At 37.4% G+C, this 25,044-nt stretch carries 21 protein-coding genes; 11 read left to right on the forward strand and 10 right to left on the reverse strand.

What is annotated here, in order from left to right:
- The first annotated feature begins 110 nt into the window (after positions 1-110).
- Entirely contained in the window at positions 111-428 is a 318-nt protein-coding gene (locus BMW39_RS00835; protein ID WP_131474327.1) for a hypothetical protein, read from the forward strand.
- Positions 429-524: 96 nt separating this feature from the next.
- On the forward strand, positions 525-1,007 hold the full coding sequence (locus tag BMW39_RS00840) for a DinB family protein (protein WP_034976451.1): 483 nt from the start codon (positions 525-527) through the stop codon (positions 1,005-1,007).
- 41 nt (positions 1,008-1,048) lie between these two features.
- Here BMW39_RS00840 and BMW39_RS00845 read toward each other — a convergent pair whose 3' ends face one another.
- Genes BMW39_RS00845 through BMW39_RS00860 form a run of 4 tightly spaced genes read right to left on the reverse strand, consistent with a single transcriptional unit; the run spans position 1,049 to position 5,261 of the window.
- A complete protein-coding gene (locus BMW39_RS00845) occupies positions 1,049-2,149 on the reverse strand; it encodes a linear amide C-N hydrolase (RefSeq protein WP_083391858.1) in 1,101 nt (366 codons plus the stop codon).
- A 5-nt stretch (positions 2,150-2,154) separates the two neighbouring features.
- Positions 2,155-3,111, reverse strand: a complete 957-nt coding sequence (locus tag BMW39_RS00850) for a helix-turn-helix transcriptional regulator (RefSeq protein WP_034976455.1) — start codon at positions 3,109-3,111, stop codon at positions 2,155-2,157.
- Positions 3,112-3,121: 10 nt separating this feature from the next.
- Positions 3,122-3,541, reverse strand: coding sequence for a peptidoglycan DD-metalloendopeptidase family protein (locus BMW39_RS00855; protein ID WP_034976457.1), 420 nt, complete (start codon positions 3,539-3,541; stop codon positions 3,122-3,124).
- Positions 3,531-5,261 carry an ABC transporter ATP-binding protein gene (locus tag BMW39_RS00860; protein WP_051880018.1) on the reverse strand — a complete coding sequence of 577 codons (1,731 nt, stop codon included), beginning with the start codon at positions 5,259-5,261 and terminating at the stop codon, positions 3,531-3,533. Before BMW39_RS00860 ends, BMW39_RS00855 begins: the two co-directional genes overlap by 11 nt.
- A gap of 249 nt (positions 5,262-5,510) precedes the next feature.
- Here BMW39_RS00860 and BMW39_RS00865 point away from each other — a divergent pair, with 249 nt between their 5' ends.
- Positions 5,511-6,083, forward strand: a complete 573-nt coding sequence (locus BMW39_RS00865; protein WP_034976461.1) for a cob(I)yrinic acid a,c-diamide adenosyltransferase — start codon at positions 5,511-5,513, stop codon at positions 6,081-6,083.
- A 42-nt stretch (positions 6,084-6,125) separates the two neighbouring features.
- Complete coding sequence (locus tag BMW39_RS00870; protein WP_034976463.1) at positions 6,126-6,755, forward strand: thiamine diphosphokinase; 630 nt, start codon at positions 6,126-6,128, stop codon at positions 6,753-6,755.
- Between the two features lie 140 nt (positions 6,756-6,895).
- Here the strand turns inward: BMW39_RS00870 and BMW39_RS00875 are convergent, their stop codons facing one another.
- The 5 genes from BMW39_RS00875 to tssD all read right to left on the reverse strand — a co-directional run bounded on the left by BMW39_RS00875 (position 6,896) and on the right by tssD (position 12,738).
- Positions 6,896-8,248 carry a hypothetical protein gene (locus BMW39_RS00875; protein WP_131474328.1) on the reverse strand — a complete coding sequence of 451 codons (1,353 nt, stop codon included), beginning with the start codon at positions 8,246-8,248 and terminating at the stop codon, positions 6,896-6,898.
- 236 nt (positions 8,249-8,484) lie between these two features.
- On the reverse strand, positions 8,485-9,045 hold the full coding sequence (locus tag BMW39_RS00880) for a hypothetical protein (protein ID WP_131474329.1): 561 nt from the start codon (positions 9,043-9,045) through the stop codon (positions 8,485-8,487).
- A complete protein-coding gene (locus BMW39_RS00885) occupies positions 9,026-10,132 on the reverse strand; it encodes a LysM peptidoglycan-binding domain-containing protein (protein ID WP_034976469.1) in 1,107 nt (368 codons plus the stop codon). The genes BMW39_RS00880 and BMW39_RS00885 overlap by 20 nt, the downstream gene beginning before the upstream one ends.
- A 1-nt stretch (position 10,133) precedes the next feature.
- Positions 10,134-12,134, reverse strand: a complete 2,001-nt coding sequence (locus BMW39_RS00890; RefSeq protein ID WP_245750433.1) for a type VI secretion system Vgr family protein — start codon at positions 12,132-12,134, stop codon at positions 10,134-10,136.
- A 196-nt stretch (positions 12,135-12,330) separates the two neighbouring features.
- A complete protein-coding gene (gene tssD / locus BMW39_RS00895; protein WP_034976471.1) occupies positions 12,331-12,738 on the reverse strand; it encodes a type VI secretion system tube protein TssD in 408 nt (135 codons plus the stop codon).
- Positions 12,739-13,075: 337 nt separating this feature from the next.
- On the opposite strand from tssD, the gene BMW39_RS00900 reads away from it, so the two are divergent.
- Positions 13,076-14,467: a type III PLP-dependent enzyme domain-containing protein gene (locus BMW39_RS00900; protein WP_034976473.1), complete on the forward strand. Its 1,392-nt coding sequence runs from the start codon at positions 13,076-13,078 to the stop codon at positions 14,465-14,467.
- Positions 14,468-14,534: 67 nt separating this feature from the next.
- Here the strand turns inward: BMW39_RS00900 and BMW39_RS00905 are convergent, their stop codons facing one another.
- Entirely contained in the window at positions 14,535-15,167 is a 633-nt protein-coding gene (locus BMW39_RS00905; protein WP_034976475.1) for a nitroreductase family protein, read from the reverse strand.
- A 165-nt stretch (positions 15,168-15,332) separates the two neighbouring features.
- On the opposite strand from BMW39_RS00905, the gene BMW39_RS00910 reads away from it, so the two are divergent.
- From BMW39_RS00910 to BMW39_RS00935, 6 genes are all read left to right on the forward strand, one after another.
- Positions 15,333-15,683 (forward strand): winged helix-turn-helix transcriptional regulator, encoded by a 351-nt coding sequence (locus BMW39_RS00910; RefSeq protein ID WP_034976477.1) that lies wholly within the window; start codon positions 15,333-15,335, stop codon positions 15,681-15,683.
- An 85-nt stretch (positions 15,684-15,768) separates the two neighbouring features.
- Positions 15,769-17,253: a helix-turn-helix domain-containing protein gene (locus BMW39_RS00915; protein WP_034976479.1), complete on the forward strand. Its 1,485-nt coding sequence runs from the start codon at positions 15,769-15,771 to the stop codon at positions 17,251-17,253.
- Position 17,254: 1 nt separating this feature from the next.
- Positions 17,255-18,334: a tetratricopeptide repeat protein gene (locus tag BMW39_RS00920; protein WP_131474330.1), complete on the forward strand. Its 1,080-nt coding sequence runs from the start codon at positions 17,255-17,257 to the stop codon at positions 18,332-18,334.
- 156 nt (positions 18,335-18,490) lie between these two features.
- Positions 18,491-19,921 carry a GEVED domain-containing protein gene (locus BMW39_RS00925; protein WP_034976483.1) on the forward strand — a complete coding sequence of 477 codons (1,431 nt, stop codon included), beginning with the start codon at positions 18,491-18,493 and terminating at the stop codon, positions 19,919-19,921.
- Positions 19,922-20,030: 109 nt separating this feature from the next.
- Positions 20,031-22,022 carry a beta strand repeat-containing protein gene (locus tag BMW39_RS00930; protein WP_034976486.1) on the forward strand — a complete coding sequence of 664 codons (1,992 nt, stop codon included), beginning with the start codon at positions 20,031-20,033 and terminating at the stop codon, positions 22,020-22,022.
- Between the two features lie 97 nt (positions 22,023-22,119).
- Positions 22,120-25,020 (forward strand): reprolysin-like metallopeptidase, encoded by a 2,901-nt coding sequence (locus tag BMW39_RS00935; RefSeq protein ID WP_034976487.1) that lies wholly within the window; start codon positions 22,120-22,122, stop codon positions 25,018-25,020.
- Positions 25,021-25,044 lie beyond the last annotated feature (24 nt).

Raw genomic sequence — 25,044 nt, forward strand, 5'->3', positions numbered from 1 at the left:
CATTGAAAACGTTCATCAGTATTTTTTTTATGCTAAGTTTTAATATTTTGTATTCACAAGAGAGAAATGTGTATGACGAAAATATTTTTGTTAATTGTCAAAACGAAAAGTTGAATTGGAAAAAACTTGAATTAAATTCTACTGAATATAAATATACATTAATCTCTAAAAATTACTTTGCGAGTGATAAAGATGTAAATTATTATAATGGATTAATAATATTGCCAATTGATAAAAACGAGGAAAATAAAAACGTAATAGAAGAATTGTTAAAACTCATTTCCATAGAGGAAGATTTATTTGAAATTACAGCCATAAAGAAATGTGAAATCCAAAAGTTGTATTATTCTTCATTCTTAACTGAGGAACAAAAAATTGAAGTGAAAAATAATGTTATCGGAAAACTCAGGTTAGGAATTAAAAACTAATCAGGATTTCTCAAAATAAAATCATTTTTTAATTTTCTCCTGACAAACGATTGTCACAACCTCGCTGTACATTTGTATCAAATAAAACAAACTATTATGAATGCAACAGCCAAAGTCCTCGACTCACAACAACTTTTAATCCATTGGCAAGGCCACAGAAATCTAACCAGAAGAGTGCTAGAAGCTTTTCCTGAAAAAGATTTATTCGAATTTTCAATCGGTGGAATGAGACCATTTTCGAAATTAGCACTCGAACTTTTGGCAATCGCCGGACCAGCTTTGAAAGCCATTGTTGACGGTTCGGAAAATAGTTTCGACGAAGAAGCTTTCCAGCCAACGACCAAAGCAGAACTCCTTTCAAAATGGGACGAGCAGACGGAAGTGATTAATGAATATTTCAGTCAGATTTCTGAAGAACGTTTTCAGGAAACTTTCAATTTATTCGGCCAATATGAATTTCCGGTTTATCAGAATATTCTTTATTTTGTTGATAATGAGATTCATCACCGAGGCCAAGGTTACGTTTACCTGAGAGCTTTGGGAATCGAGCCACCATTTTTCTGGGAAAGAGAAAGATAAAAAAGCAAAGAGCTTTCAGGATTTCTGAAAGCTCTTTTTATTTAGTTTGGTAAAATATTACTGAAGAATTTCACAATGTTTTCCTTGAGTTTTGCAAACGTTTCCGAAGTTCCGAATTCCTTGTTATCATAACCAATCGGGAAACCTTTTTCTACATATTCATTATTTTTACTTAATGTCAAAGGTTGGAAATCCTGATTTACTTCGCCCAATTCTTCGGTATGAATATCCAGATATTTCACCGTAGAATTTTTGGAGAAATCCAGTTTTGTCAAATCGATTTTCTTGATTTCTTTCTTTAAATCTGAACGGAAAAATAAGTTCATATTTTTAGCATCAATCACGGTTTGCCATTCGCCGGCGTGGATAGAATTCAGAATATTCCAGGCGTAATCCACTGGTTTTCCGTCGTATTTGTAATTTTGAAGCATATAATAAGCGCGGTTATATCGGTCGTCCCAATTTCCACTTTTCTCATACTCAAATTTCTCATTTCCGCCCAGAAAATCAAATTTCTTAGCCTTATCAAAATCCTTTTTATATTGATTGTTACACAAAAGTGGCATCGGCATTTCTTTGTCAGTCAGGACTTTGTACTTTCCATCAAGCAAAGTAATCGTCGTTGCATTTCCTTTCGCATCGGTAAGAAAAAAATGACTTCCCGGCGCATTGGGCCACCAATCGATGTTCGGACCTTTGTTCAGATTGTCAACGACTTCTTTTACAGTTTTATAATTATCCAATTGATATTGAATCCATTGCGCCCAGAACATATTGGGCTGTTTTGGATTTACAACTTTCGAAGTTTCTTCAAGATAAAGTTCCACCAGGAAAAGTCCTTTTTCGTTCACGCCATAACAAGGGAAATCGTAACCCAAAAGATTGAAAGTCACGGAACCATATTTCGAAGTCCATTGTTTTTTGGAATTCAAATTATCAGTAGTGAGATTTTCCCAACTGATATTTCTTTTCAGGACGTCGCGTTTGTTCACGACAATCATTCCAGGCATCGTTTTCCAGTTTTCATTGAAGCCAACCACACAATGGTCTTTTCCCCGCAATAGAAAAGCAGAACACGCGGAAAGTGCCGTAGAATAAGCGATTGTCATCAATAGAAAACTTCGTAAAAGTAAAGACTTCATATTTTTTATTTTAATTTTTTTGAAATATTTTGGATTAAATCGGCCATCGTATCCTTCAGATATTCTGGTTCGATAATTTCCGCATAATCTGCAAATGTAATCAACCAGCGCGGAAAACCCTCATCAATCCAGCTGGTTTCAAAGGTGATGAGCATTCCGTTTTCCGTTTCTTCATCGGAAATCCAGCCGTAATATTTCATCGAATTCATAATGTGAGGCATTATTTTCTTCTCGACCAAAAGTTTGACCTGAACTTTTTCCGTATTTGATTTTTGCTTGTAGTCAGCAACTTTTCCATATTCTTGATGGAATGGATTTTCTGTTTTAATGATTTTTAAAATCCTATCAACGCGGAATTGTCTGTAATCTTTCCGCATCGTACAAAAGGCCATCACATACCAATAATTGAATTCGTAAAAAATCCCAACTGCTTCAATTATCCTTTCTGAAGCTTCGGTTTTTGCACTTTCATAATTGATTTTCAGTTGTGTTTTCTCAGAAATACTTTCCAGAATGGTCGGAATAATATTTTTAATCGAATCCGTCTTTTCCGGTTGATAAGAATAGATGTTGATTTGATTTTCAATATCGGTCACCAGATTTTTCTCTGAATTCCGAAGGACAGATTTCACTTTTTCCATCGCCGAATTGTAATGCGAATCGAGACTTTCGTGGGAGAAATTCTGCATCAGTTTTTCTGCCGTGATGAAACTGAGAACTTCCTCTTTCGAGAACATCACAGGCGGAAGTTTATAGCCATCCACCAAAGAATAACCCGAACCAGCTTCCCCAAAAATCGGAATGCCAGCGTTTTCCAAAGTTTTAATATCTCTGTAAATAGTTCTGACACTCACTTCGAATTTATCAGCCAAATCCTGCGCACGAACAATCGGTTTGCTTTGCAATTGCACCAAAATCGAGGTGACGCGGTCTATTTTTTTAATGTAATGGTCTTCATTCATCTTTAAGTTCTTAACAGTCTATTTCAATCTTTGTTGGTTCTGTTTTATCATAATGCTGAATTGAAAAGGTATAACTATTGCCATCGTCTTCGCTCATAGCATTTCCGATTTTTTGATTGACTTTAATTTTATCACCCACTTTTAAATATATTTTATTCAAATCTGAATAGATGAAAAATTCATCTCTCTCATTTCGAATAAAAACTATATAATTAGAATTTAAAAGTGAAATTTTTGTTACAAAACCTTCTGATATGCTAATTACTTTTTTGTGTTTTGATAATAACCGAATTGTAGTATAATCTGGATTTGAGTTTCTACCAAGTTTCGGATGAGAGATAATTCCTTGCTTTAAAGGACATTTATACAGTTGAGAAAATGCCCAATTACTAGACATTGAGAGCAATAATATTAAAATTCTAGTTTTCATCTTTATAAGTTTTCACCAGTCTATCAAGATTCAGACTTCTGGCTGATGCATCGAAGATTTCACGGTAAGTTCCGTCTTTTTCATACAATTCTTCGTGCGTTCCGTTTTCCACAACTGCGCCTTTTTTCATCACATAAATCATATCCGAATCCAAAATCTGCGACAACGAATGCGAAATTATCACAACCGTTCGTCCTTGTTTTATTGCATCAAGAGAATTTTTAATTTGTTCTGTGGCGATGGCGTCCAGACTCGCGGTTGGTTCATCAAGAAAAATAATGGGTGGATTTTTGAGGAACAATCTAGCGATGGCAATTCTTTGCTGCTGACCGCCGGAAAGTTGTGTGGCGTCGTGGTTGTAAGCTTCCGGCAAATCCATAATCTGCTCGTGGAGATAAGCTTTTGTCGAGGCTTCTTTTATTTCGTCAAACGTGGCGTGAAGATTTCCGTAGCGGATATTATCCTCGATGCTTCCTTTGAAAATATGATTTTTTTGAAGCACCAATCCAAGGTCATCACGCAGATAATCATTATCAAAATCATTCAGATTGTTGCCATCCAAAAGGATTTCGCCGGAATCTGGTTCGTAGAATTTACAAAGCAAATTAATGATTGTCGATTTTCCTGCGCCACTGAGTCCAACCAAAGCGGTCGTTTTTCCATTTTCGATTTTCAGCGAAACGTTGTGAAGCGCTTTCATCCCGTTTGGATAAGTGAAATCCACATTTTTGATTTCGAAATTTCCTTTGATTGGAATATTGTTGATGGTTCCGTTTGGTTCGGTTTCCTCGTCGGCATTCAGGATTTCAAAATAACCTTCGGCGTAAATGAAGGCATCATTCATATCATCATAAATCCTGTGAAGCTGGCGAATAGGCGCAGAAACGTTGTTGAATAACATAATGTGAAGCATAATTGCACCAATTGTCATCTGTTGGTCAAGCACAAGATAAACCGTCAAAAGGATAATCAAAACAACGCCGAATTGCTCGATAAAAGTCTTCAAACCGTCATAGATAAAACTGGTTCGTCGAGTGTAGAGTTGGCTTTCCATCAGCTTCATCTGAAGATTGTATTGCTTGCTTCCTTCAAATTTTTCTCGGACAAAACTTTTGATGACCATTATGGAATTAATCAAATTCAAAAGTCCGGACGTTTTTTGCTCCCGTTGATTTCTGAGTGTTCGTCTTACATTTCCTAATTTTTTCGCCTGTCTTGATGTGACATAAAAATAAATCGGAATCACAAAAGTTGAGACCAAACCGACGTAAACATTTTGCATATACATCACAATCAGCGCAATAATCGCCGTTGAAAAAAGTGGAAGAATATCGATGAAGAAATTCTGAACCAATTTCGTTAAGCTCTCAATTCCTCGGTCGATTCGGATTTGAAGTTTCCCAGATTCGTGATTTTCGTCGTTGTAATAGGCGATTCGGTAAGTCAGGATTTTGTTGATTGCTTCCTGTGCGAGTTCGGAACTGACATTAATTCTGATTTTTTCGCCATAAAATTTCTGTCCAAACTGAATGAAAATATTCACTAGTTCTTTTCCTAAAAGGATGATTGAAATTAAGGTTAAAACGTGAATTCCTTGTTCCATTGGATTTGGAAGTTGCGTCAGTTTGGTCACTTCGTCCACCGTATATTTCAAAACCAAAGGATTGACCTGAGCGAACAATGCGCCGATGAAAGTCAATAATAAAGTCACAAAAATCATCATTCGGTAAGGCTTGATGAAACGTCGCAACTGCTGATAAATATGAATGAGATTGGTGGTTTTTTGAAAAGGCTTTTTCATTTGTACAATTTAAGAATTAATTTAAAAACCACATAGACAAATAGAAAATGCTTAGCAGAATTAAGTTTACATAGCTATTTGAACTTTTAGAAAAAATTGTTTTAAAATTCTATTGTGCCTATGTTGTTAAAAAATAAAAAGATTAATTTTATCCAATAATATTTCAGAATGAAAATATATACAAAAACCGGCGACAAAGGTGAAACCGGACTTTACGGCGGAAGCAGGATCTCCAAAGCCAGCGCAAGAGTGGAATCTTACGGCAACATCGATGAACTGAATGCGAACATTGGCGTTGCAAAATCTCATATTGATGATGAAGATGTCATTAATCAACTCAAAAAAATTCAGTTCGATTTGTTTACGGTCGGTTCTGAGGCTTCAACACCGATTGATAAATTATTTTTGGCTAATGGAAAAGCCAGATTGCCGTTGGTAATTTCGGATAAAGAAATCGAAGAATTGGAAACCTGGATGGATGCGATGGAAGAGAAAGTGGAGCCTTTGCAATATTTTATTTTGCCTGGCGGAGGAAAAGCATCGACGTTTCTTCACGTGGCGCGAACGGTTTGCAGACGTGCAGAGCGCAGTTTGGTTTTCCTGAATCAGTCCGAAGAAGTGCGAGCGGAATTAATCAAATATCTCAATCGTTTGTCGGATTATCTTTTTGTTTTGGCGAGATATGTTTCGAAATTGAATAATGAGCCGGAGGAATATTGGAATCCTAATGATAGAAGTTAGAAATGAGATGTTAGAAGTTAGATTAGAAAATAAGATTCATTAATGAGAAAGGCACTTCTTTTCGTCAACGGAGAACCACCAAAAGAATTTCCAAATCTGGAAGATTATGAGTTGATTGCTTGTACAGACGGCGCATTTCATTATTTAAAAGAATTAAATTTTCCTTTGGAAAAACTGGATTTTATTTCCGGCGATTTTGATTCTCATTCAAATGACGAGGAAATTCTTCAATCTAAAATTCACGGTTTTGAAATTATCGAAACGCCAGACCAAAATAAAACTGATTTCCACAAAGCAATAGAAATTATTCTTGAAAAAGGCTTTGATAATATCGATGTTTACGGCGCGAGTGGAGGAGAACAAGACCACTTCTTAGGAAACTTGAGCGTTGCTTTTTTCCTTAAAGATAAAGTGAATCTTAGATTTTTTGATAATTATTCGTCCTATTATTTTATTCCAAAAGAATTCACGATTTCTGATGTGAAGGACAAAATGATTTCATTAATGCCTTTTCCAATTGCCAAAAATATTGAAACTAAAGGGTTGAAATGGCCTTTGTACAAAGAAGATTTGATTCTTGGTGAAAGAATTGGAACGAGGAATATTGCAGAGAATCAGGAAGTTTCCATTAAATATAAAGAAGGTGATTTGCTGATTTTTGTAGGTATTTAATTTTTTCGAACAAGATACACTTGCGAAGTAGTTTTAGGTGAAATATTAAATCTGAATTTTTCCTGCTAGGCGATTGCTTGCGAAGTAGTTTTAGGTGAAATATTAAATCTGAATTTTTCCTGCTAGGCGATTGATATAACCTAATAATCTTTCGAAATCACAGAAACTGAATTTGTTGCGTCCTGATCAAATATCTCTGCCGCTAATCTGACTGCTCTTTCGCCATAATATGCGCACACGAACGGTTGCAGGATTTGGATTGCACCTCCGATAGCTTTCGCACCCGTCGCCAAATTTGCTCTGTTGTTGGCTCGGATGTTACTCTGTTTGGAATCTATGGCTTCCTGTGCATTTGCTGTGGTGTTCATCCCGCCCATTGTACCTCTCGAGTTGGTGTAGATCCGCCGCACTTCTTCACCAAATTCTCCGGCTTTTATTTTTGCCAAGACAGCCTTCATTTCGGGATTGTTTCTTGCTGACAGCGAGCCTCCGTTTGCGTTTGCTCTTTCCAGCGCTGCGTTGATTTGTGCAATGTGATTAGCATTACCTTTGTTTTTGATAAGATTGTCTCTAATGTCCGTCAGATTTTTGATATCATTAATGTCGTCTGGTGCATTATACTCATCATTAGGATTAATTGTTGCCGCATTTTCCGTCGGATCTTCCCACCATTCAGGATCCTGATATGCATTTTCTTTTATTTCGTCGTAAGTTTCATTTCCAAGTGCAGCGCCGGTAGTATCTCCAAACCAATTAGCGGCTGGATTCAAAGCGTAATGTCCGATTCCCATCCAAACAACATATTGACCCAAAGCACCCCATCCGAAACCATTTCCCAACATAAAACCACTTATGAAACCCGCTGCAACACCCCATTTCATCTCAGTCTGATTGTTTTCTCCAATAGCTTTTGCGGCTTGTGCGGCCAAAGTTTCGCTGATAAAAGGTAATAATACGCCTCCCGGCTCTTTACAAACTAATTTTGAATTTTTCACCAATGCCAAATGTTTCTCTTTGATAGAGACGTTTTGACTATCAAATCTCACTGTTTGGTGATGCATTACCCATTTACTTTCTTCATAACCAATCATTTCGGAGCAAGTTGGACTTTGCATCATTTGTACAGCTCCCCAAATCAAACAGCCGATAGCGATAGCACCACCCACAATCCATCCTGCGACAGGGATCACTGCAACTGCTGCAGCTACTGTAAGTCCTGCTGCAATTCCCACACCTACTGTAGCTGCCATTCCCACTGCGATACCTGCGCCGAATGCAACAGTTCCTGCACCGGAACTCCACCCACTTTTACATTTAAAATCAGCTGTCAATTTTTTATCTAAAACGACCAGAAAAACTCTATTTTGCGAACCTAATTTTACGGTTTGATTAGCTTTAGGTCTCATTTCATTGTCAATTGTGAGCTGTTTGTATTCTGTACCGAGTTGGTTCATACAAACAGTGTATACTTTATCCGGCAAATAACTTCCCATAATTAATTGTTTTTTGATAAATTAATGATTCTATATCCTTGATTATAGGTATCTGTTTGATTTGAAAAAGGTTTTACTAATAATAGAAATTCAGCACTGAATGAAAAAATAGCTGAAAAACAGGTTTTTATTTTCTCATTAAAAAAGTGTGGCCAAATGGCACTGTAATTATAATTGCTACTACAATTCCTGATTTTATATTTGCCTATTGTCTAAACCTTTGAAATTATATTCTTTCATTTAATATTTTTTAAATAAATGCCTTGGTTTTCAAAATGAATCGCTTTTTTGACTTTATTATCAAAATTATTTTTCAAAAAAGGAGAAATAAATTCTACGAATTCATCTGTTAATCGCAAATCCTCTTTTGTTGAAAATGGAGTTAAAAAATTTGTTCCTACCCTTATTTTAATTTTTTGCTCATTGGTAAAAAAAGATAAATAGCGAAAATTTTCATTGCCTAGATAGCTTATCTTCTGGATATCCCTTTTTTCCAATCTCCATTTTTCATTTTTGAAAGTGATTGTCAAATGATCTTCAAGAGCTATGATGGTCCAAAGATTTTTATACCTATGACTCAAGACCTTTATGAATAAGACAGAGACAGAAAAGCCAATGAGGAGACATAGGAAAAAAAATCTTTTGGAAATACGTACTATAGAATCTAACTGGAAATATTCATAATAAAACAGCAATAGACCAAACCAGACGACAATGAGTGCTAGGCCTGCGATGAGTGCTATGGACAATTCTGTTTTAGAATCAACACCGTAAAATTCAAATTTGCGCTCTTTCATATTTTTCATCTTCTGATGGAACATAATTCTCTAATTTTTTGAGATGAAACTCACAGGTATTGTCAATATTATCTGCAATTTGTTCCATAATAAAAACGTCTGCAGTTTCTATTATTTTTTCTTCGGTATTGTACTCTATCCTTGTGCGGAATTCCAGTTTGTATTCTGTGAAACTGTATTTGATATTGGGCTTGTGAATTTCATCATATTTTTTCTCTATTTCAGAAACTAATTCTGGGTTTAATTTTACAGTTCCTACTTTTCTAAGTTTAAGAATACCATTCTCTTCTGATATTTTGTCATATTTAAACTCTAATGGTACAATAACTGGCGGGACAATAGTAGACATAAAAGGAAAATCTTCGGGCAGAATGTTTTCAGTTTTTTTTACTAAAAAGGAATCAAAGCAACAGAAGTAAAAGAGGTTTCGTCTGTATTCTTCCTCTGCCAGTTTATAATCAACAGAAAATTGCTTGTCTCCTAAACCTTTGAGGTCCTCAACAGCTTTTGTATTGGTCTGCTGTAGTTTTTGGATGAATTTGGATTTTTCAAAATCTTCATCTCGAAATTTTTCCCATTCAGATTGTATTTCATTTTTGTTCAATACTTCCTGCACACGTCCGTTTGATTCTGATAGACTGCACAGAACATTATTCTTAATAAATTCTGTTTTTGATATAAATTCGAATGACAGATTCAGAACTGCGGGATTGAAATTGTATAAATGCTCTTCCAATTTGACATGGGCAATTCTGTTTTCAAGAGATTGTAGTAATAAATACTGAAATTTTTGTTCTACAAAATGAACAGTTTTTCCATCAACTTTTGAAGTATTGATCTGCTCACATCTATATCTTGCTTTTTGCTCAAAGTTGATGGTGTCTGATAAGTTTTGGCTCTTCTTTTCAGAATGTACTGGTAATATTATTTCATTAATATGAATTGGAATTGTACTACCAAAAAATTGCTGTGTTATAGAGGCATTGGCATTATGAAAATTCAACAGATCTTCAACATCTATCTTATGCTCTAGCGCAATAGATTCCAAAGTGTCATCCTTCTTTATGGCGTATCTTTTATGTTCCATGCTAGTTGATATCTACTTTTGTTGCTTTTATGGTAACATCTTTTCCTCCCGTTATCTCCACACTTCCTTCGCCACTGGATCCTACTGTAGCCAAAGCTGTTCCTCCAAAATGCGATTCTTCGCCAATAATATTTATTTTTTTTCCTAAAATATCTATAGTGCCATCGGACTTCATCGTGATAGAGCTGTCTCCGGTCTTAAAAGTTATTTCTTTGTCACAGGTGATACTTACATTACCTTCGTTATCAAGTTTTAGTACAGCGTTAGAGCCTCCGTCTTCTTTGCTTCCTACCTTGATGGAATGCATTACGCCAACATTTTCTGTTGCATTATTGCTAACTGAGGTAGTCACATCGCCAGTACCGCTCAGGGTGACGTAGTTACCGTTTCTGTCTTTGATTTCAATTCCGCAGACATCATTAAATTGGATAATGTTCCCACTTTTACTGCTAATGCTTTTAATATTGTTCCCGTTTCCACCTCCACCAGCAACTTTACCATGGAACAGTCCTCCCATAACAAAAGGACGATCCGGATGATTGTGTATAAAATCGACCATTACCTGATCGCCAACCTCAGGAATAGCCATGAATCCTCTGTTTTTACTTACTTTATCACTGCTTCCGGCATCTGGTGTCATCACACGGATAAAGTCCGTAGTGTCGTGCATATGCCAGTCAAAGCGCACTTGAACCCTGCCCTGATTTTGAGGATCTGTATTGGAAATTACGGTCGCCATTTGAGTTTCTGCATTTGGATATTCAAATTCTGGACGAGGCAAAAATCCACTGTCTGCAGCAACTGCTTCAAAAGTTCCTTGGTAGTTTCCCTTACCATCTACCTCGTGTTGGGTTTCTGTAACGATCAACTTCGTAAAGTAAGATGTTTGACTGCTGTCTTTCTTTCTCATATTAATTTCTGCTGTACAGCCGGGATAAAGAAAAGGGATTGATGTTTTTCCTGACGTTACAAAAACTTCTGCAACTTTGCTGCCTGCTGCTCCTTTTTGTGAAGCAGCGATATCCATAGAAGTTGATGATCTTATGGGTGCTATGCGGAGTGATGGTGTGGTAAAGGTTTTTTCTGCAATCTGTTGCGCTCGGTTTGCAATATCCGAAACATGTTTTACAGTAGATTTGCCTGTGGTCAATTTTTCGTTTTTACTACTGTTGTAGCCATAAAATGTAGGATTGACATGCGTCGCTTTCATTTTTAATTTTACATCTGAGATGTTGCTTTTATAGATCAAACGAAGCGGATTTTCTGGTGGCGGTAATGTTCCGAAATGCAACACTTCACCATCATAAAAGAACTGTTCGCCGTATGCCTCCGCCATTCTAGCAAGATAATTGTAATGCGTTTCATTGTATTGAGATGAGTAGCTGATGTTTTTCACATAACCGCAATCGATACGGAAGTCATAATTGTTGTTGAGCGCTTCTTTTATAATGGCATCGGCAATCGTGCTCAGGCTTACGGAAGATGAACCTCCAAAGCTTTGCGTGTGTGGTGCAGCATCCAAAAGAATCGTAGGACTGTATCCGGAAAGTACGATGATCCCTAAATTTCCTTCTTCCTGTTCGTATTCCACACTTAGGATGACTCCAACAAATGTTCTTTCGGGTCCATCAGGCATACCTTTATAACTGAAAACGACCGTAAGTCTCTTCCCAAGAAAATTTTGAGCTTCATTCAGTTCATGATTTTCCGATTTTTCTAAAGCATCGTGTGGCAGTTTGAGCTCAAAAGAATGGTGTTTGCAAGCACTTTGATTCAGAGAAAAATGATTGTAATGATTGATGACTGTTCCCTCGACAATAATTTTGAGTCCCACAACTCGGTTGATTCCAAAAATTTGATGCACGTCTATTGCATTGGAATTGTAAATCTTTGACGTTGGCTGCTTTTTCAAAAGCTCATCATTTTGCATAGAGCCATCTTCCTGGTCAGCTGTAGTCGACGATTGGCTTGCGGTATTGAGGTTTTTTGAATCTTGAAACATAACTTCTGTTTTTGTGATTTAGACAAGTAACTTGGGAATGTTGGCTTTACTCTGTAAGTAAGTAGCAATTTTTATGCAAATTTTGCAATTCCGAACCTGCTTTTAAGAGAAAATCCTGACGCAATTACTTTTCAGTACATTCATCAGGATTTAGTATTAATTGCAGTTTTTTTTAGAATAGTAAATATCCAAGGGGCTATTTTGCTCCCGGCCAGATTCCGTCGTAAGCAGAATTACCGTACTCGATTTTCTCTGCACTCACGATAAAACTGATAAACATATTATCCTCATTCAGAGCATCATAATCTACTTCGTGCTGTATCACATAGCCATTTTCCCATTTCAATGTAGTCAATGTTCCTTCTTCGTGAGATTTGTTAAATGTTACCTCACCACTGGTTGGTTTGTATTTACCATTCAGTAAACTTTCCAAAATACCAGAATCTTCTGTAGCTTCCACAGTAATTTTGATTAATGCATTAGAAGGATCGGATGCCACTCGACCTGACACATCTGTGTTTCTTGATACGCCGTAATTCAGTTTAAGAATTTTTTGTTCGGATCCACCATTGAATTTTAGGATCGCTCGTGAATTGTTTGCCATGATTTCTAAATTTTAAATATTAATAATGAATTTATTTCCTGATTTGAATATACCAAAGATAGAACCGGAAACTCATTTTTTCGGTCGTAGAATTACTACAATTCTTGGCAAATCAGAGACATAGCATTTAACAATAATAGCTTAATGTATTTCAAAATACCTGTTTTATTTAAATATCTGAAAAAACTTCAGTGGTTGTATTTTTACGATAATGTAAATTTTCAAGCAATTTTTCATTAAGTTTTTTGTCATCATTTTTTATAGAATTATTAACGTAGAAATTCAGTTTTTTTAATCATTTTTGTACCGTAAAACAATTAACTTTTTTTAGCCGGAAATGAAAATAAAATATTCTGAACTAATTGACCAAACGCTTTATTTTCCTACAGAAGAATTCAATGTAGAAGAGAATAATCTGAAATTCCACGATATCAACCTGATGGAAGTTGTGGAAAAATTCGGAACTCCTTTGAAGTTCAATTATTTACCAAAGATTTCTCAGAATATTGAAAGGGCAAAATTCTGGTTCAAAGAAGCTTTTGAAAAGAACGATTACCAAAAAACCTACAGATATTGCTACTGCACGAAGTCCAGCCATTTTGCCTTCGTTGTGGAAGAAGCGTTGAAGAATGACATCAGTCTGGAAACGTCTTCCGCTTACGATATGGACATCGTGAAATCGCTTTATGACAAAGGAAAAGTAACAAAAGACATCGAAGTGATCTGCAACGGTTTCAAAACTGATGATTATTTAGCAAAAATCTCTGACCTGATTAACAGCGGTTTCGAAAATATCACGCCGATTCTTGACAATTACAGAGAGCTCGATAAGCTGACAGAAAGCATCGACAGAACTTTCGACATCGGAATCAGAATCGCGGCGGAAGAGGAACCGAAGTTCGAATTTTATACCTCAAGATTAGGAATCGGATACAAAGATATCATCCCATATTACAGCCAGAAAATCGCTGAACATCCGAATGCGAGACTGAAAATGCTTCACTTTTTCATCAACACCGGAATCAAGGACACGGCGTATTATTGGAACGAATTGTACAAATGTCTCCGCGTGTATGCAAGATTGAAAAAAATTGCGCCGGAAGTGGATTCATTGAATATTGGTGGTGGTTTCCCAATCAAAACTTCGCTTAATTTCGATTATGACTATCAATATATGGTCAATGAAATCGTGTCTCAAATCAAGAAATTCTGTGAGGAAGAAGGTGTTGAAGAACCAAATATCTACACGGAATTCGGAAGTTTTACCGTTGGAGAAAGTGGCGGACATTTATATAAAATCATTTCTCAGAAACGTCAGAACGACAGAGAAAAATGGAATATGATTGATTCATCTTTTATGACGACTTTGCCGGACACTTGGGCGATTTCCCGTCACTTCATTATGTTGCCACTCAACCGTTGGGAAGATTCTTACGAAAGGGTTTTTCTGGGCGGATTAACCTGTGATTCAGATGATTACTACAATTCTGAGCAACATACGAATGCAATTTATCTTCCGGTTTTCAATGAGACAAAATCTTTGTACATCGGATTTTTCCATACAGGCGCTTATCAGGAAACGATTGGCGGATACGGCGGTGTTCACCATTGTTTGATGCCTCAGCCAAAGCATATTTTGATTGATAAAGACGAAGATGGGAATCTGACTTACGAGCTTTTCCGTGAGGAGCAAAGACCTGAAGATGTCCTTAAACTTTTAGGATATTAATTCTAGAGAATAGACTTTTGGATAAAAGATAATAGACAAAAAAAGCGGAATTAATTTCCGCTTTTTTTTATTTGATTTCTGCAATGAATTCGTCGTTTGGTGTTCTGTATTTTTTCAGATTTACCAGCCAATCTCCGCTTGTGTCTCTGTAGCCTAAAGGTAACAGGACAACGCTTTTCAGTCCTTTTTCTGCAAGTCCTAACAATTCGTCAAGAGCTTGGTTGTTAAAACCTTCCATTGGTGTTGCGTCCACTTTTTGTTCAGCGGCAGCAGCAATTGCTAGTCTGAAGGAGATGTAAGCTTGTTTTGCAGCGTGTGTTGCGTGCCATTCGGTACCGAGTGGTTCATATGATCCCCAAAGATTTGCTTTGTAATCGTCCATCGTTTCGGTTGGAATTCCTCTTTCTGCAGTCGTTTTTTCGAAAACTTCAGAAATGCTGTTGTGAGAATAGCCGTCCCAAGCTGCCCAAACCAAAAGGTGTGAACCATCTGTAATCTGAGCTTGACCGTAAGCAATTGGCTGAATTTTTTCCAATAATTCTTTGTTGGTGATAACGAATAATCTGTAAGGTTGCAGACCAGATGATGAAGGCGCCAATCTTGCCGCTTCTATTATGTAATCTACTTTATCTTGAGGAACTGGTTCGCCGTTCATTTTCTTTGTTGCGTACCGCCAGTTCAAATCTTCTAATAAGCTCATTGTCAATGATTTTTTAAATTGAGAGTACAAAGTTAATTAAGAAAAGTTTATTTTTGTAATGAAGTTACCAAAAGTTAGCATTACTAAAAAGTTATAAGATTGATAATTAAATTGTTAACTAATATTGGAATGTGATTTCTTATCATATGATATTAAAAAAATAAAATGATGAAAATAAAATGTTGTAAAACCAATATGATGGCTGTTCAAGATACAATGGATGTTTTGAAAGGCCGCTGGAAGATCCATATCATCGCCGCTCTGTGCTATGATAAAATGAGGTTCTCCGACCTTCAAAAAGAAATTGAAGGCATATCGGCGAAAATGCTGAGTAGCGAATTGAAAGATCTCGAAGTCAATCAATTGCTAAAGAGAACTGTTCTGAAAACCCAGCCGATCAGTGTTGAATATGAACTGACAGAGTATGGTTACACTTTAAAAAAAGTGATAGAAAATCTCGCCGATTGGGGAATCCAGCACCGAAAAAGGATTGTTGGAAAGGTGTTGGAAGGCTGATCTTATTTTGATCTAAATTGATCTTTTAAATTGGATTGATCTAAGAATTTTTTATCTTTAATGCTTGTCTTTGATTTTTCAAATAATGCTGTTCAGAATTTTTTCTTTGCTGTTATTTTTGGTGTTTGCAGTGAATGTGAATGCCCAGATCAATGATGCTCAAAACCTGACAAAGGATGTCAGGTCTTTGATGTACAGTGATCCGGAAAAGGCGATCAAGACGGCGCAGTACATCGTTTCCAATCAGAGCTTTGGAACGCCAGATGATGTTTATAATGCCTTGCTTCTCCAGTCCGAGATCTATTTTAATTTAAAAAAATACAATGACGCTGTCATAAAGCTCATCTCTGCAGACAGAATATCTGGCAATGTTGATGATGATCTTCTCAAGGCTAAAAATGAGTATCTGATTGGAAAGCTCTATCTAGAGCTTGGTTTTCTTGACGAGTATCAAGAGGCTATTGACGCTATCGATGCACGTTCCAGATCTTTGAAGAAAGAGGAAGAAAAATCCTGCGTAGAGCTTTGGAAGAAAGAACTGGAAATTTTGAAGTTGTACCATCAAGGAAAGTATAAAGAATGTCTTAATGAAATTCAAAGTAGAATTAATAGTAAGTCAGATTTGGATACGGCTTATGGTTCACGTTTACAGGTCATTAAACTAAATGTCGCAAATAACAAAACGAGCAATTTTCAAAGCTCCGAAAGTTACTTTCAGTTTCTGGCACAATTGGCCGATCTGAGATCTGAGGTTAAGAATATGAACTTTAAAGAAGCTGATCTTATTACTTTAAAGAATCGATTTCCGCAATTCAATGATGGCGTTTTTTTTGCCGATGTTTACCGAGAATGGTCAAAAACTGCTTGTGGTAGTAATTCTGCCGACTGTTTTACTTCAAGGAAAGAATATATTAAAATATTAAAATCGACACTTGCGGACAAGCAGGAAGCGAGAGTGAATATCATCAACCTCATCGATCAGAAGGAAAATTCTAAGATCCACAATCAGAAAGAATTTCAAAATAAAATTTTATTTCTTTTGGCTGCTATTGCTGCATTGTCTTTGGTCATCAGTCTGATCTATTATTTCATCATAAAAAACAGAACGAATGTTGCGACGATGGAATACGAAAAAGAGAATATTTCCAAAGAATACGAAAGGAAACTGAGCGACCAGCTGAAAGATTTCCAGGCAAGTCACGTCTTTACGATTCCAGAAAAGACGGAAAATCTAATACTTGCAAATCTTGAAACGTTTGAAAAAAGCAAAGATGTGAGAGATCCATCTCTGTCATTATCCGTTCTTGCAAAGCGGATGAATACGAATTCCAAATACTTGTCCGAGGTGATCAACAAACACAAAGGCAAGAACTTCAATAATTATCTGAATGAACTCAGGGTGAATTATATCGTGGAAAAATTAACTCAAAACCCTGAATATCTGCAATATAAAACCAGTTATCTGGCAGAAGAGGCTGGCTTTGCATCGCGCACGACCTTCACGACGATCTTCAAGAATGTGACCGGGAAAAGCCCGTCGCAGTTTATAGATGAACTTAAAAACAAATGATATGAAGAAAGTTTTGTACCTCTTGTTTTTGATGTTTTCAATGTTTGGTTTCTCACAGTCCGAAGCCAACTTGGAGAAGCAAATCACAGAAGTTGATAGGATGGCTTTTGTAGATCCGGATTCTGCTTTGGTAATGGTCAAAAAGCTGGAACCCAAGATCGATGATGATAAGTTGCAAAGCAAATTGTTGCTCGCAAAAGGTAGCGCCTATTCTGTCAAACATCTGTCGTCAGCGGCGTTGAGGTCAGGTTTTGAAGCCTTGGATATTTCGCAGAAATCGCAGGATTCTCTGATGATGGTCAATACGTTGGGATTCATCGGTAATCAATATTATATCCTTAAACTCAATAAGAAAGCCATCAATTATCTGAACAGGGCAGAAACGATCATCGATTTTCTGAAGGATGGTTCTCTGGATCAGATGAGCGCAAATATTTATTTTGTGAAGGCCTTGATCTACAAGGATAATTTGGATCCCGCATTTGCGATCACTTATTTTGATAAAGCGATCTTTGAGTATAATAAAAATAATGACCGAAGTAGTTTGCTCAACAAAAATATCACCAAGATCCAGAAAGGTTATTCCTTGATAGATATTGGTAAAGCGGATGAAGCGGAGCAACTTTTCCTTGAGGTCATCAAAGAATCTGACCGTTACAAAATGGCTGAGGTTTCTGACTATGCGAAAGTGGGTTTGGCAATTACCTATGACAACAAAAAGGATTTTATCAAGGCCAATCAGATCTTGTTGGAGACTGAGAAGAGAATTGGGAAGACGGGAAATATTGGACTTCTGACCGAGGTCTATGATGCGCTGAGTCAAAATTATCTCAATCAAAATAACGCTCCTCAATATTTTTTTTACAACCAAAAGCTGGAAAAAAATCTGCTGACAAATGATAATGTAGAGGAAAAATCTTTCTCCGAATTGCTCAGAAAAAACATAGAAACGCAAAATTCAGAATTTGAGAATAATCAAAATTTGTTTTATTTATTTGCGGTTTTGATAATTTTATTTAACATCTTTAGTTTATTTTACATCAGAAAAAAGATTAATGGACTAAAATCAGTAAAATTTTAGAATTTATTTATTGGTGTCTTTAATGTTTTGTAATTCAATGCTTTGAGGTGTATAATTCAGTGTTTATATTCGTGTAAATTCGCTGATTCCAAACAGTAAAAGTTTTCTTTTAAACAATTTCGTAGTTACATTTGATTATAATTTAAAATCAAGAATATGAAATTGAAAAACGCTTTTTTTGCATCCCTACTTTTATCTGGAATGTTATCCGCACAGACCATTGCTATAGATACAACCGTTCCTAATAATCCTGCTGCTGAAAACAGTATCCTGGAATATTGGTATTGGGCTTACGGGATCAAAGTGACAGGAAGTGGTTTCGCGGCCAACTCTGCCATCAAGTTTACATCCGTAGATCCTCAAGGTGGTTTGAGGTCTTTATCTTCTACTACAGATGCTACAGGAAATATCACTTTCCAGTTCAATGGCTGGACCAATGTTTCTCCTTTAGGATATTACACTTTGAAAGTTGAAGACGCTTCTGGTAAGACAGCAACTGGAAACTACACCGTGATCAAGGATCCAAAAAGTGTCATTACAGGAACTGCAACACCTGTAGAATTCAAGATGATGGATTTTGATTCTGGTTCTACGATCAAGGTTAAAAATCTGGTGCCTTACGGACAGGTCAAGATCAATGTCGGAAATCCGGCGTCAGGTGCTTGGGAGCTGAATAAAGATGAAGAAATGTACGCTGACGGAAACGGAGAGCTGGATATAGAATTAAACAGCAACTCCAGACTTTTTGCTCCAGCAGGAATGATCCCTCTTGAGCCTATCGAAGGCAACTGGACCTTGAGCTATAATGACTGGTCTGGAGAAGGTCTGAAGGGAAGCACAAAAATACGAGTGTTACCAAATAATCCTAGCACATCATCATATTGTGGCGCTTCGGCAATCACTTCTGAGCCGATCACGTCTGTCACATTTGCTGACCTTGCTAATAATTCTGATCCAAATGCCGGAAGTTCTTATGAAAACTTCGTGTCCAAAGTTGGAAATATAGAAAGAGGAAAAGAGTACAAAATGACCGTGAAAGGTAATGCAGCAGGTTCTTGGAAAGTGAGCACCTTCACCGCTTTCATCGATTGGAACCAAAACGGGACTCTGGATAATGAGAACGAGATCTACAGAATTGGTTTTGTAAAAGGAAGCACTGGAATGGATGATATGTCAGCAGAACTTACCATCAGAGTGCCAGAGAATGCTGTGTTGGGAAATACAAGACTGAGACTTCTGAAAGTGAATTCACCTTCTACATTTGCAATGTTCTGGCCAACAGGTGCTTGTGGAAGTTACAACAATGGACAGATTGAAGATTACACGTTAGCCGTGAAAGAAGCTTTGGCTGTCAATGACGCATCCATCAACAAAGTACAATTGTATCCAAATCCTGTGAAAGATGTGTTGACGGTTTCTTCTAACAAAAAAGTAAACTCGATTTCTGTTTACAATGGTGCAGGACAATTGGTGAAAACGATTCAAAATGCAAACACGGTGAATATGAGCAATCTTTCTGCAGGTGTTTATGTGGTGAAAACCGATGTAGAAGGTAAAACCGAAACTTCTAAAGTCATCAAGAAGTAACAGACTTCAAAAAAGACCATAATTATTTTATCGGCTATTGTTCAATATCTATTTTTTCAATAGCCGGTTTTTTAGTGCCCAATTTTAACTATCAATCTAACTAACTTATATGAAAAAATCTTTATCAATTCTATCCATTCTACTGGGTATTTCGGCTTTCGCACAAGTCGATGTGGCAGCAACTGCCGGAACAGCAACCGCAACGTACACTACGGTGAAAGGTGCCTTTGATGCCATCAATGCAGGGACGCATCAAGGTGTCATCAACATAATAATTACGGCCAATACAAATGAAACTGCTACTGCAGCGCTTAGTAGAAGTACAGGAACTTCAAACTTTACATCGGTATCTTTAAAACCTGCTGCAAATGTATCCGCAACCATTACTGGCGCTGCAACTGGTCCCGTTTTCAGAATTCTTGGAAGCAACGTCACTATCGATGGAAGTAATAACGGAACAGATAGCAGGAATTTAACTGTCATTAATGCTAATGCAGCAGGAGCTCAGGTTGTTGCAATGGGTTCATCTGACGTGGCAAATCCATTGACCAACGTGACGATTAAAAATACGACTCTGGTCAACGGTGTTAAAACTTCAGGATATGGAATTGTCGTTAGTAATAATGCAGGAGCAGCAACAGCTGGCTATTTCAGAAATATCAATATCGAAAACAACTTGATCCAACGATCTTTTAATGGGATCTATCTTCTTGCAGTTTCCGCTGTAGGAAATGGGTCAGGATCTGTGATCAACAAGAATGACCTCTCTACAAGTGGAGATAATTCCAACAGATTATTAGGAATTTATTTGGGAGGTACAGATGGCGTAACGGTCTCTAATAATAAAATTGGAAACTTCGATACTACCGTTAATGAATCAAAAAGAGGAATTTGGCTGGCTGTCAATACAATGAATTCCACGGTGAGCGATAATATCATTGATAATATTGGGGTAAATAATTTGGCAGGAGGCAGCGCGACAGGAATTCAGATCTTTACCAATGCAGGAGCAGGAAATGTACCTTCGGCAAACAAGATCCTTAGAAATAAAATTACAAACCTTTTCAGCAGCGGACTCAATAGTTCTGTTACTGGAATCAGTTTGGGTGGAAGTACGGTTGGAACGGTCATTAGCCAAAATACCATCAATAATCTTCTGAATACAAAAGGAGGATCATCAACAGGACTGGGAGCAGAAGGCATCACCTTGAATACTGGTACGGCTTCCAATACTTTGGTGAGTAACAACTTCATCTCAAAGGTTTCGAGTTTTGGAGCATCATTTTCTGGAAGTACGGGCGGAATTCTCATCAACGCAGGTACTGGATATAAGATCTACAATAATTCGGTTTATTTGACAGAAACTCAAAACGACGGAACAAGCAAAGGTCTTCCGATTGCACTTAGCATTGCCAGTATTACAGCAACGGGCGCGATAGACCTTAGAAATAATATTTTTGTAACGAATCTTGCAGATTCTTCTGTACCGGCTTATGCGGCATCAGTATATTTCAGTACAACATTTGCCAACACAGACCCGAAGATCATCTTTTCTAATTTTGACAATAATATTTTTTACAGCAGCAGCAATCTGGCTATTCTATCGGTCACAACAACGCCTACGATTTTAACTAATATGACTGAGCTGCAAACGACCTACGGAAGTAATGCCAATTCTCTCAGAGCGCTCCCAAAATTTGTTTCTGATACAGATCTTCACATTACAGAAACTTCTGAAAACTTAGCGATTGATAATAAAGGCGTTGCTTTGACAGAGGTTCCAACGGATATTGATGGAGCAACAAGAAGCGAAACAACTCCAGATATCGGAGCAGACGAATTCACTGTCGTTACAATGGCTGTGAATGACGCTGCCAACAAATCAAAGATCCAAGTTTATCCTAATCCTGTAAATGATGTTTTGACAGTTTCTTCTGACAAAAAAGTAAGCAACATCTCAGTTTACAATGTTGGAGGACAATTGATCTCGGAAGCTGATCATTCTAATGTCATCAACCTTAATAAGCTTCCTTCAGGTGTTTATTTCGTAAAAACAGTTGTGGAAGGGAAAGTCGAAATGACCAAAGTGATCAAAAAATAAATTTAATTCATCATAATTTTTTAATTGAAGGCGAGACTGATCGGATTGAAAGGTCTCGTTTTTATTCTTGATGATCATTACAGTTTATATAATTAATATGAAGAAAATTTTCACCATTCTAGCGGTTTCATTTGGTCTGATATTGAGTTCCGCCCATTGGAATCCGACAACCTTCAAAGGGACAAGGTCCAAGGAAACGAAATCGACCAATTTCTATTCTCTCGACCTTGATGTCATCAGAATAAAACTTGCAACAGCACAGCCAACGGGAAGAAACAATCAACCGACGATCATTGAGTTGCCAACTTTGAACGGACAAATAGAACAATTTGAAGTTTACAGTTTACCAGTCGTAGCGAAATCTTTGGCAGAGCGTTATCAATTGGGTTCTTATGTTGGATCGAAAGTCGGCGATCCTACAACTTACGTTAGATTTAGCGTTTCGCCATATGATCTGCAATCGATGATGTTTAGAAATGGCCATTACGAATTCATTGAACCATTAAACAAAGAAAAAACAGTCTACGGCGTTTTCCCAAAAAGTGAAAAACAAAGTGGAGACCATGCTTTTTCCTGCTCAACGTCAGAATCTCCTCAACGTCAAAATGAAATTGACCAATTATCCAAAGGGTCAAATTTTTCTAATATAGCAACCGACTTCAGCAAATCAAGTGACCAAAAGTACAGAACCTACAGACTGGCAATCTCCGTCACTGGAGAGTACACGCAGTATTTTGGTGGCGTACCCCAAGCTTTTTCTGCGATCAATGCAACCATTACACGTGTCAACGCGGTCTTTGAAAAGGATTTCGCGATCCACTTGGATCTGCAGGATTTTCCACAATTGATCTTCACAAATCCATCTACAGATCCATATTCTACAGCCAATACAGGCGTCGGCGGCGCTTGGAATCGTGAAGTGCAACAGACTTTGACTTCCCTTGTCGGGAATGACGCTTACGATGTTGGTCATCTATTCACAAGAGCTGGCGGTTCTGGCAATGCCGGAGACGTAGGAAATGTGTGCCGAAATCCGTCCAACAGCAATGATACAACCTCAAAAGGAGCAGCGTACAGTGCGCCAAGAGCAGGTAGTGGTCCGCAAGGTGACTTTTTTGACATCGATCTGGTAGCGCACGAGATGGGACATCAGTTTGGTGCCGATCACACTTATTCTTTTGATATTCAGCAGTCACCCAATCAAACGGCGCATATGGAACCGGGCTCTGGTTCTACGATCATGAGTTATGCTGGAATTACCAATGTGGATGTTCAAAGTTACCGCGATGCATATTATCATACGAGAAGTATAGAGCAGGTTCAGACCTATATCAATTCTCAAAGTTGTGGAACAATTTCAAATATAAATAACAATCCACCTGTCGTAGCAGCTTTGCCAAACAAGACCATCCCAAAAGGAACTGCCTTTGTTTTAACGGCCAATGCCACAGATGCTGAGAATGATCCTTTGACCTACAATTGGGAGCAATACGATCTGGCTACTTCAGCAATTACAACGGTCACAGGAGATAACACAACAGGTCCGAAATTCAGATCTCGTGTAGCTTCTCAGTCACCAAGCAGGTATTTCCCAAGATTGAGTAATGTGATTAATGGAAACTTATCCAGCGCCACAGACTGGGAAGCGGTTTCCAATGTTGCAAGAACTATGAACTTCAAAGTTTTGGTCAGAGATAACAATCCTGATATCACGCAGCAGCAGACTTCCATTGGTTCTCAGACGATAACAGTTGGCAATAATGGTCCTTTTAAAATGACAACTGCAAAAGTTTATAATAATGTCGCAAGTCCCATCAATTGGGATGTTGTGAACACGAATCTTGCACCTTACAATGTCTCGAATGTCAAAATCGATTATTCTTCAGACCAAGGTTTGACCTGGAATGTTTTAGCAGCTACAACTCCTAATGATGGATCTGAAACGTTGGATTTCTCAGCGGTTTCTGCCAATCAGAATATTGTGGTTAGAATTTCGGCTGTTGATAATGTGTTTTATGCTTTAGGCAAAGTCGCTGTTTCAAATGTTTTGGCTTGTGATGGAACTGCGCCAACAAGTTTATTAGCAAATAATATCACACAGACTACAGCGAATATAGATTGGGATATGATCGCCAATGCGACTTATACATTGAGATACAAAAAATCGACAGAAAGTAATTGGACCGTTGTCAATAACATCACTACAAATCAATATGCGTTGTCGCAATTAGCAATCAATACTTCGTACGATGTAAATGTTGCGGCGGTTTGTAGCGGTACAGTTGGAAATTATTCAAACATTACCTTTTTCACGGGTGCTTACAATTATTGTGCAGCAGGTTCCACTTATCTCATGTCTGAGAAAATTGCCAATGTGATGTTTGCTGATATTAACAATAATTCCACTTCCAATGCAGGTTATGAAGATTTTTCTAATGTCATCGGAAATGTAACGCCAGGTCAGATCTACAATTTCACAGCATCTTCCACCACGGGTTCTGGGGATTATGACCAAGTGATCGTCTGGATCGACCTCAATCAGGATGGCGATTTTGATGATGCTGGCGAGAAGGTTTTGACCACCAATTTCAATACTTCGCCTTGGAAAGGTGTCATTACGATTCCATCAACAATCAAAGCTGGAAGGACAAAAATGAGAGTGAGGCTTTACGGCGCGATCTCAAATCCGAATACAACACCGTGTGGTAATTCCTATTATGGTCAGGTGGAAGATTACAGTTTGAATGTTGGAACCTTGGCTGTTTCGGATGTCAATAACGTTTCATTCAAATATTATCCGAATCCCGTGAAAGATATTTTGACAATTACAAGTAGCGACAAAGTCAATTCGATTTCAATTTATAATGTTGCTGGACAATTGCTCAAAACAAATAACAGTTCCAATACGATCGATATGAGTACGCTATCTACTGGAATCTATCTTATTAAGACAAATATTGGAAGTGAGATACAAACCTTCAAAGTCATCAGGAAATAATTTTTATAATTGTGTTTTTTAATC

The organism is Epilithonimonas lactis, from assembly GCF_900110605.1.
GTDB classification, from domain to species: Bacteria; Bacteroidota; Bacteroidia; order Flavobacteriales; family Weeksellaceae; genus Epilithonimonas; species Epilithonimonas lactis.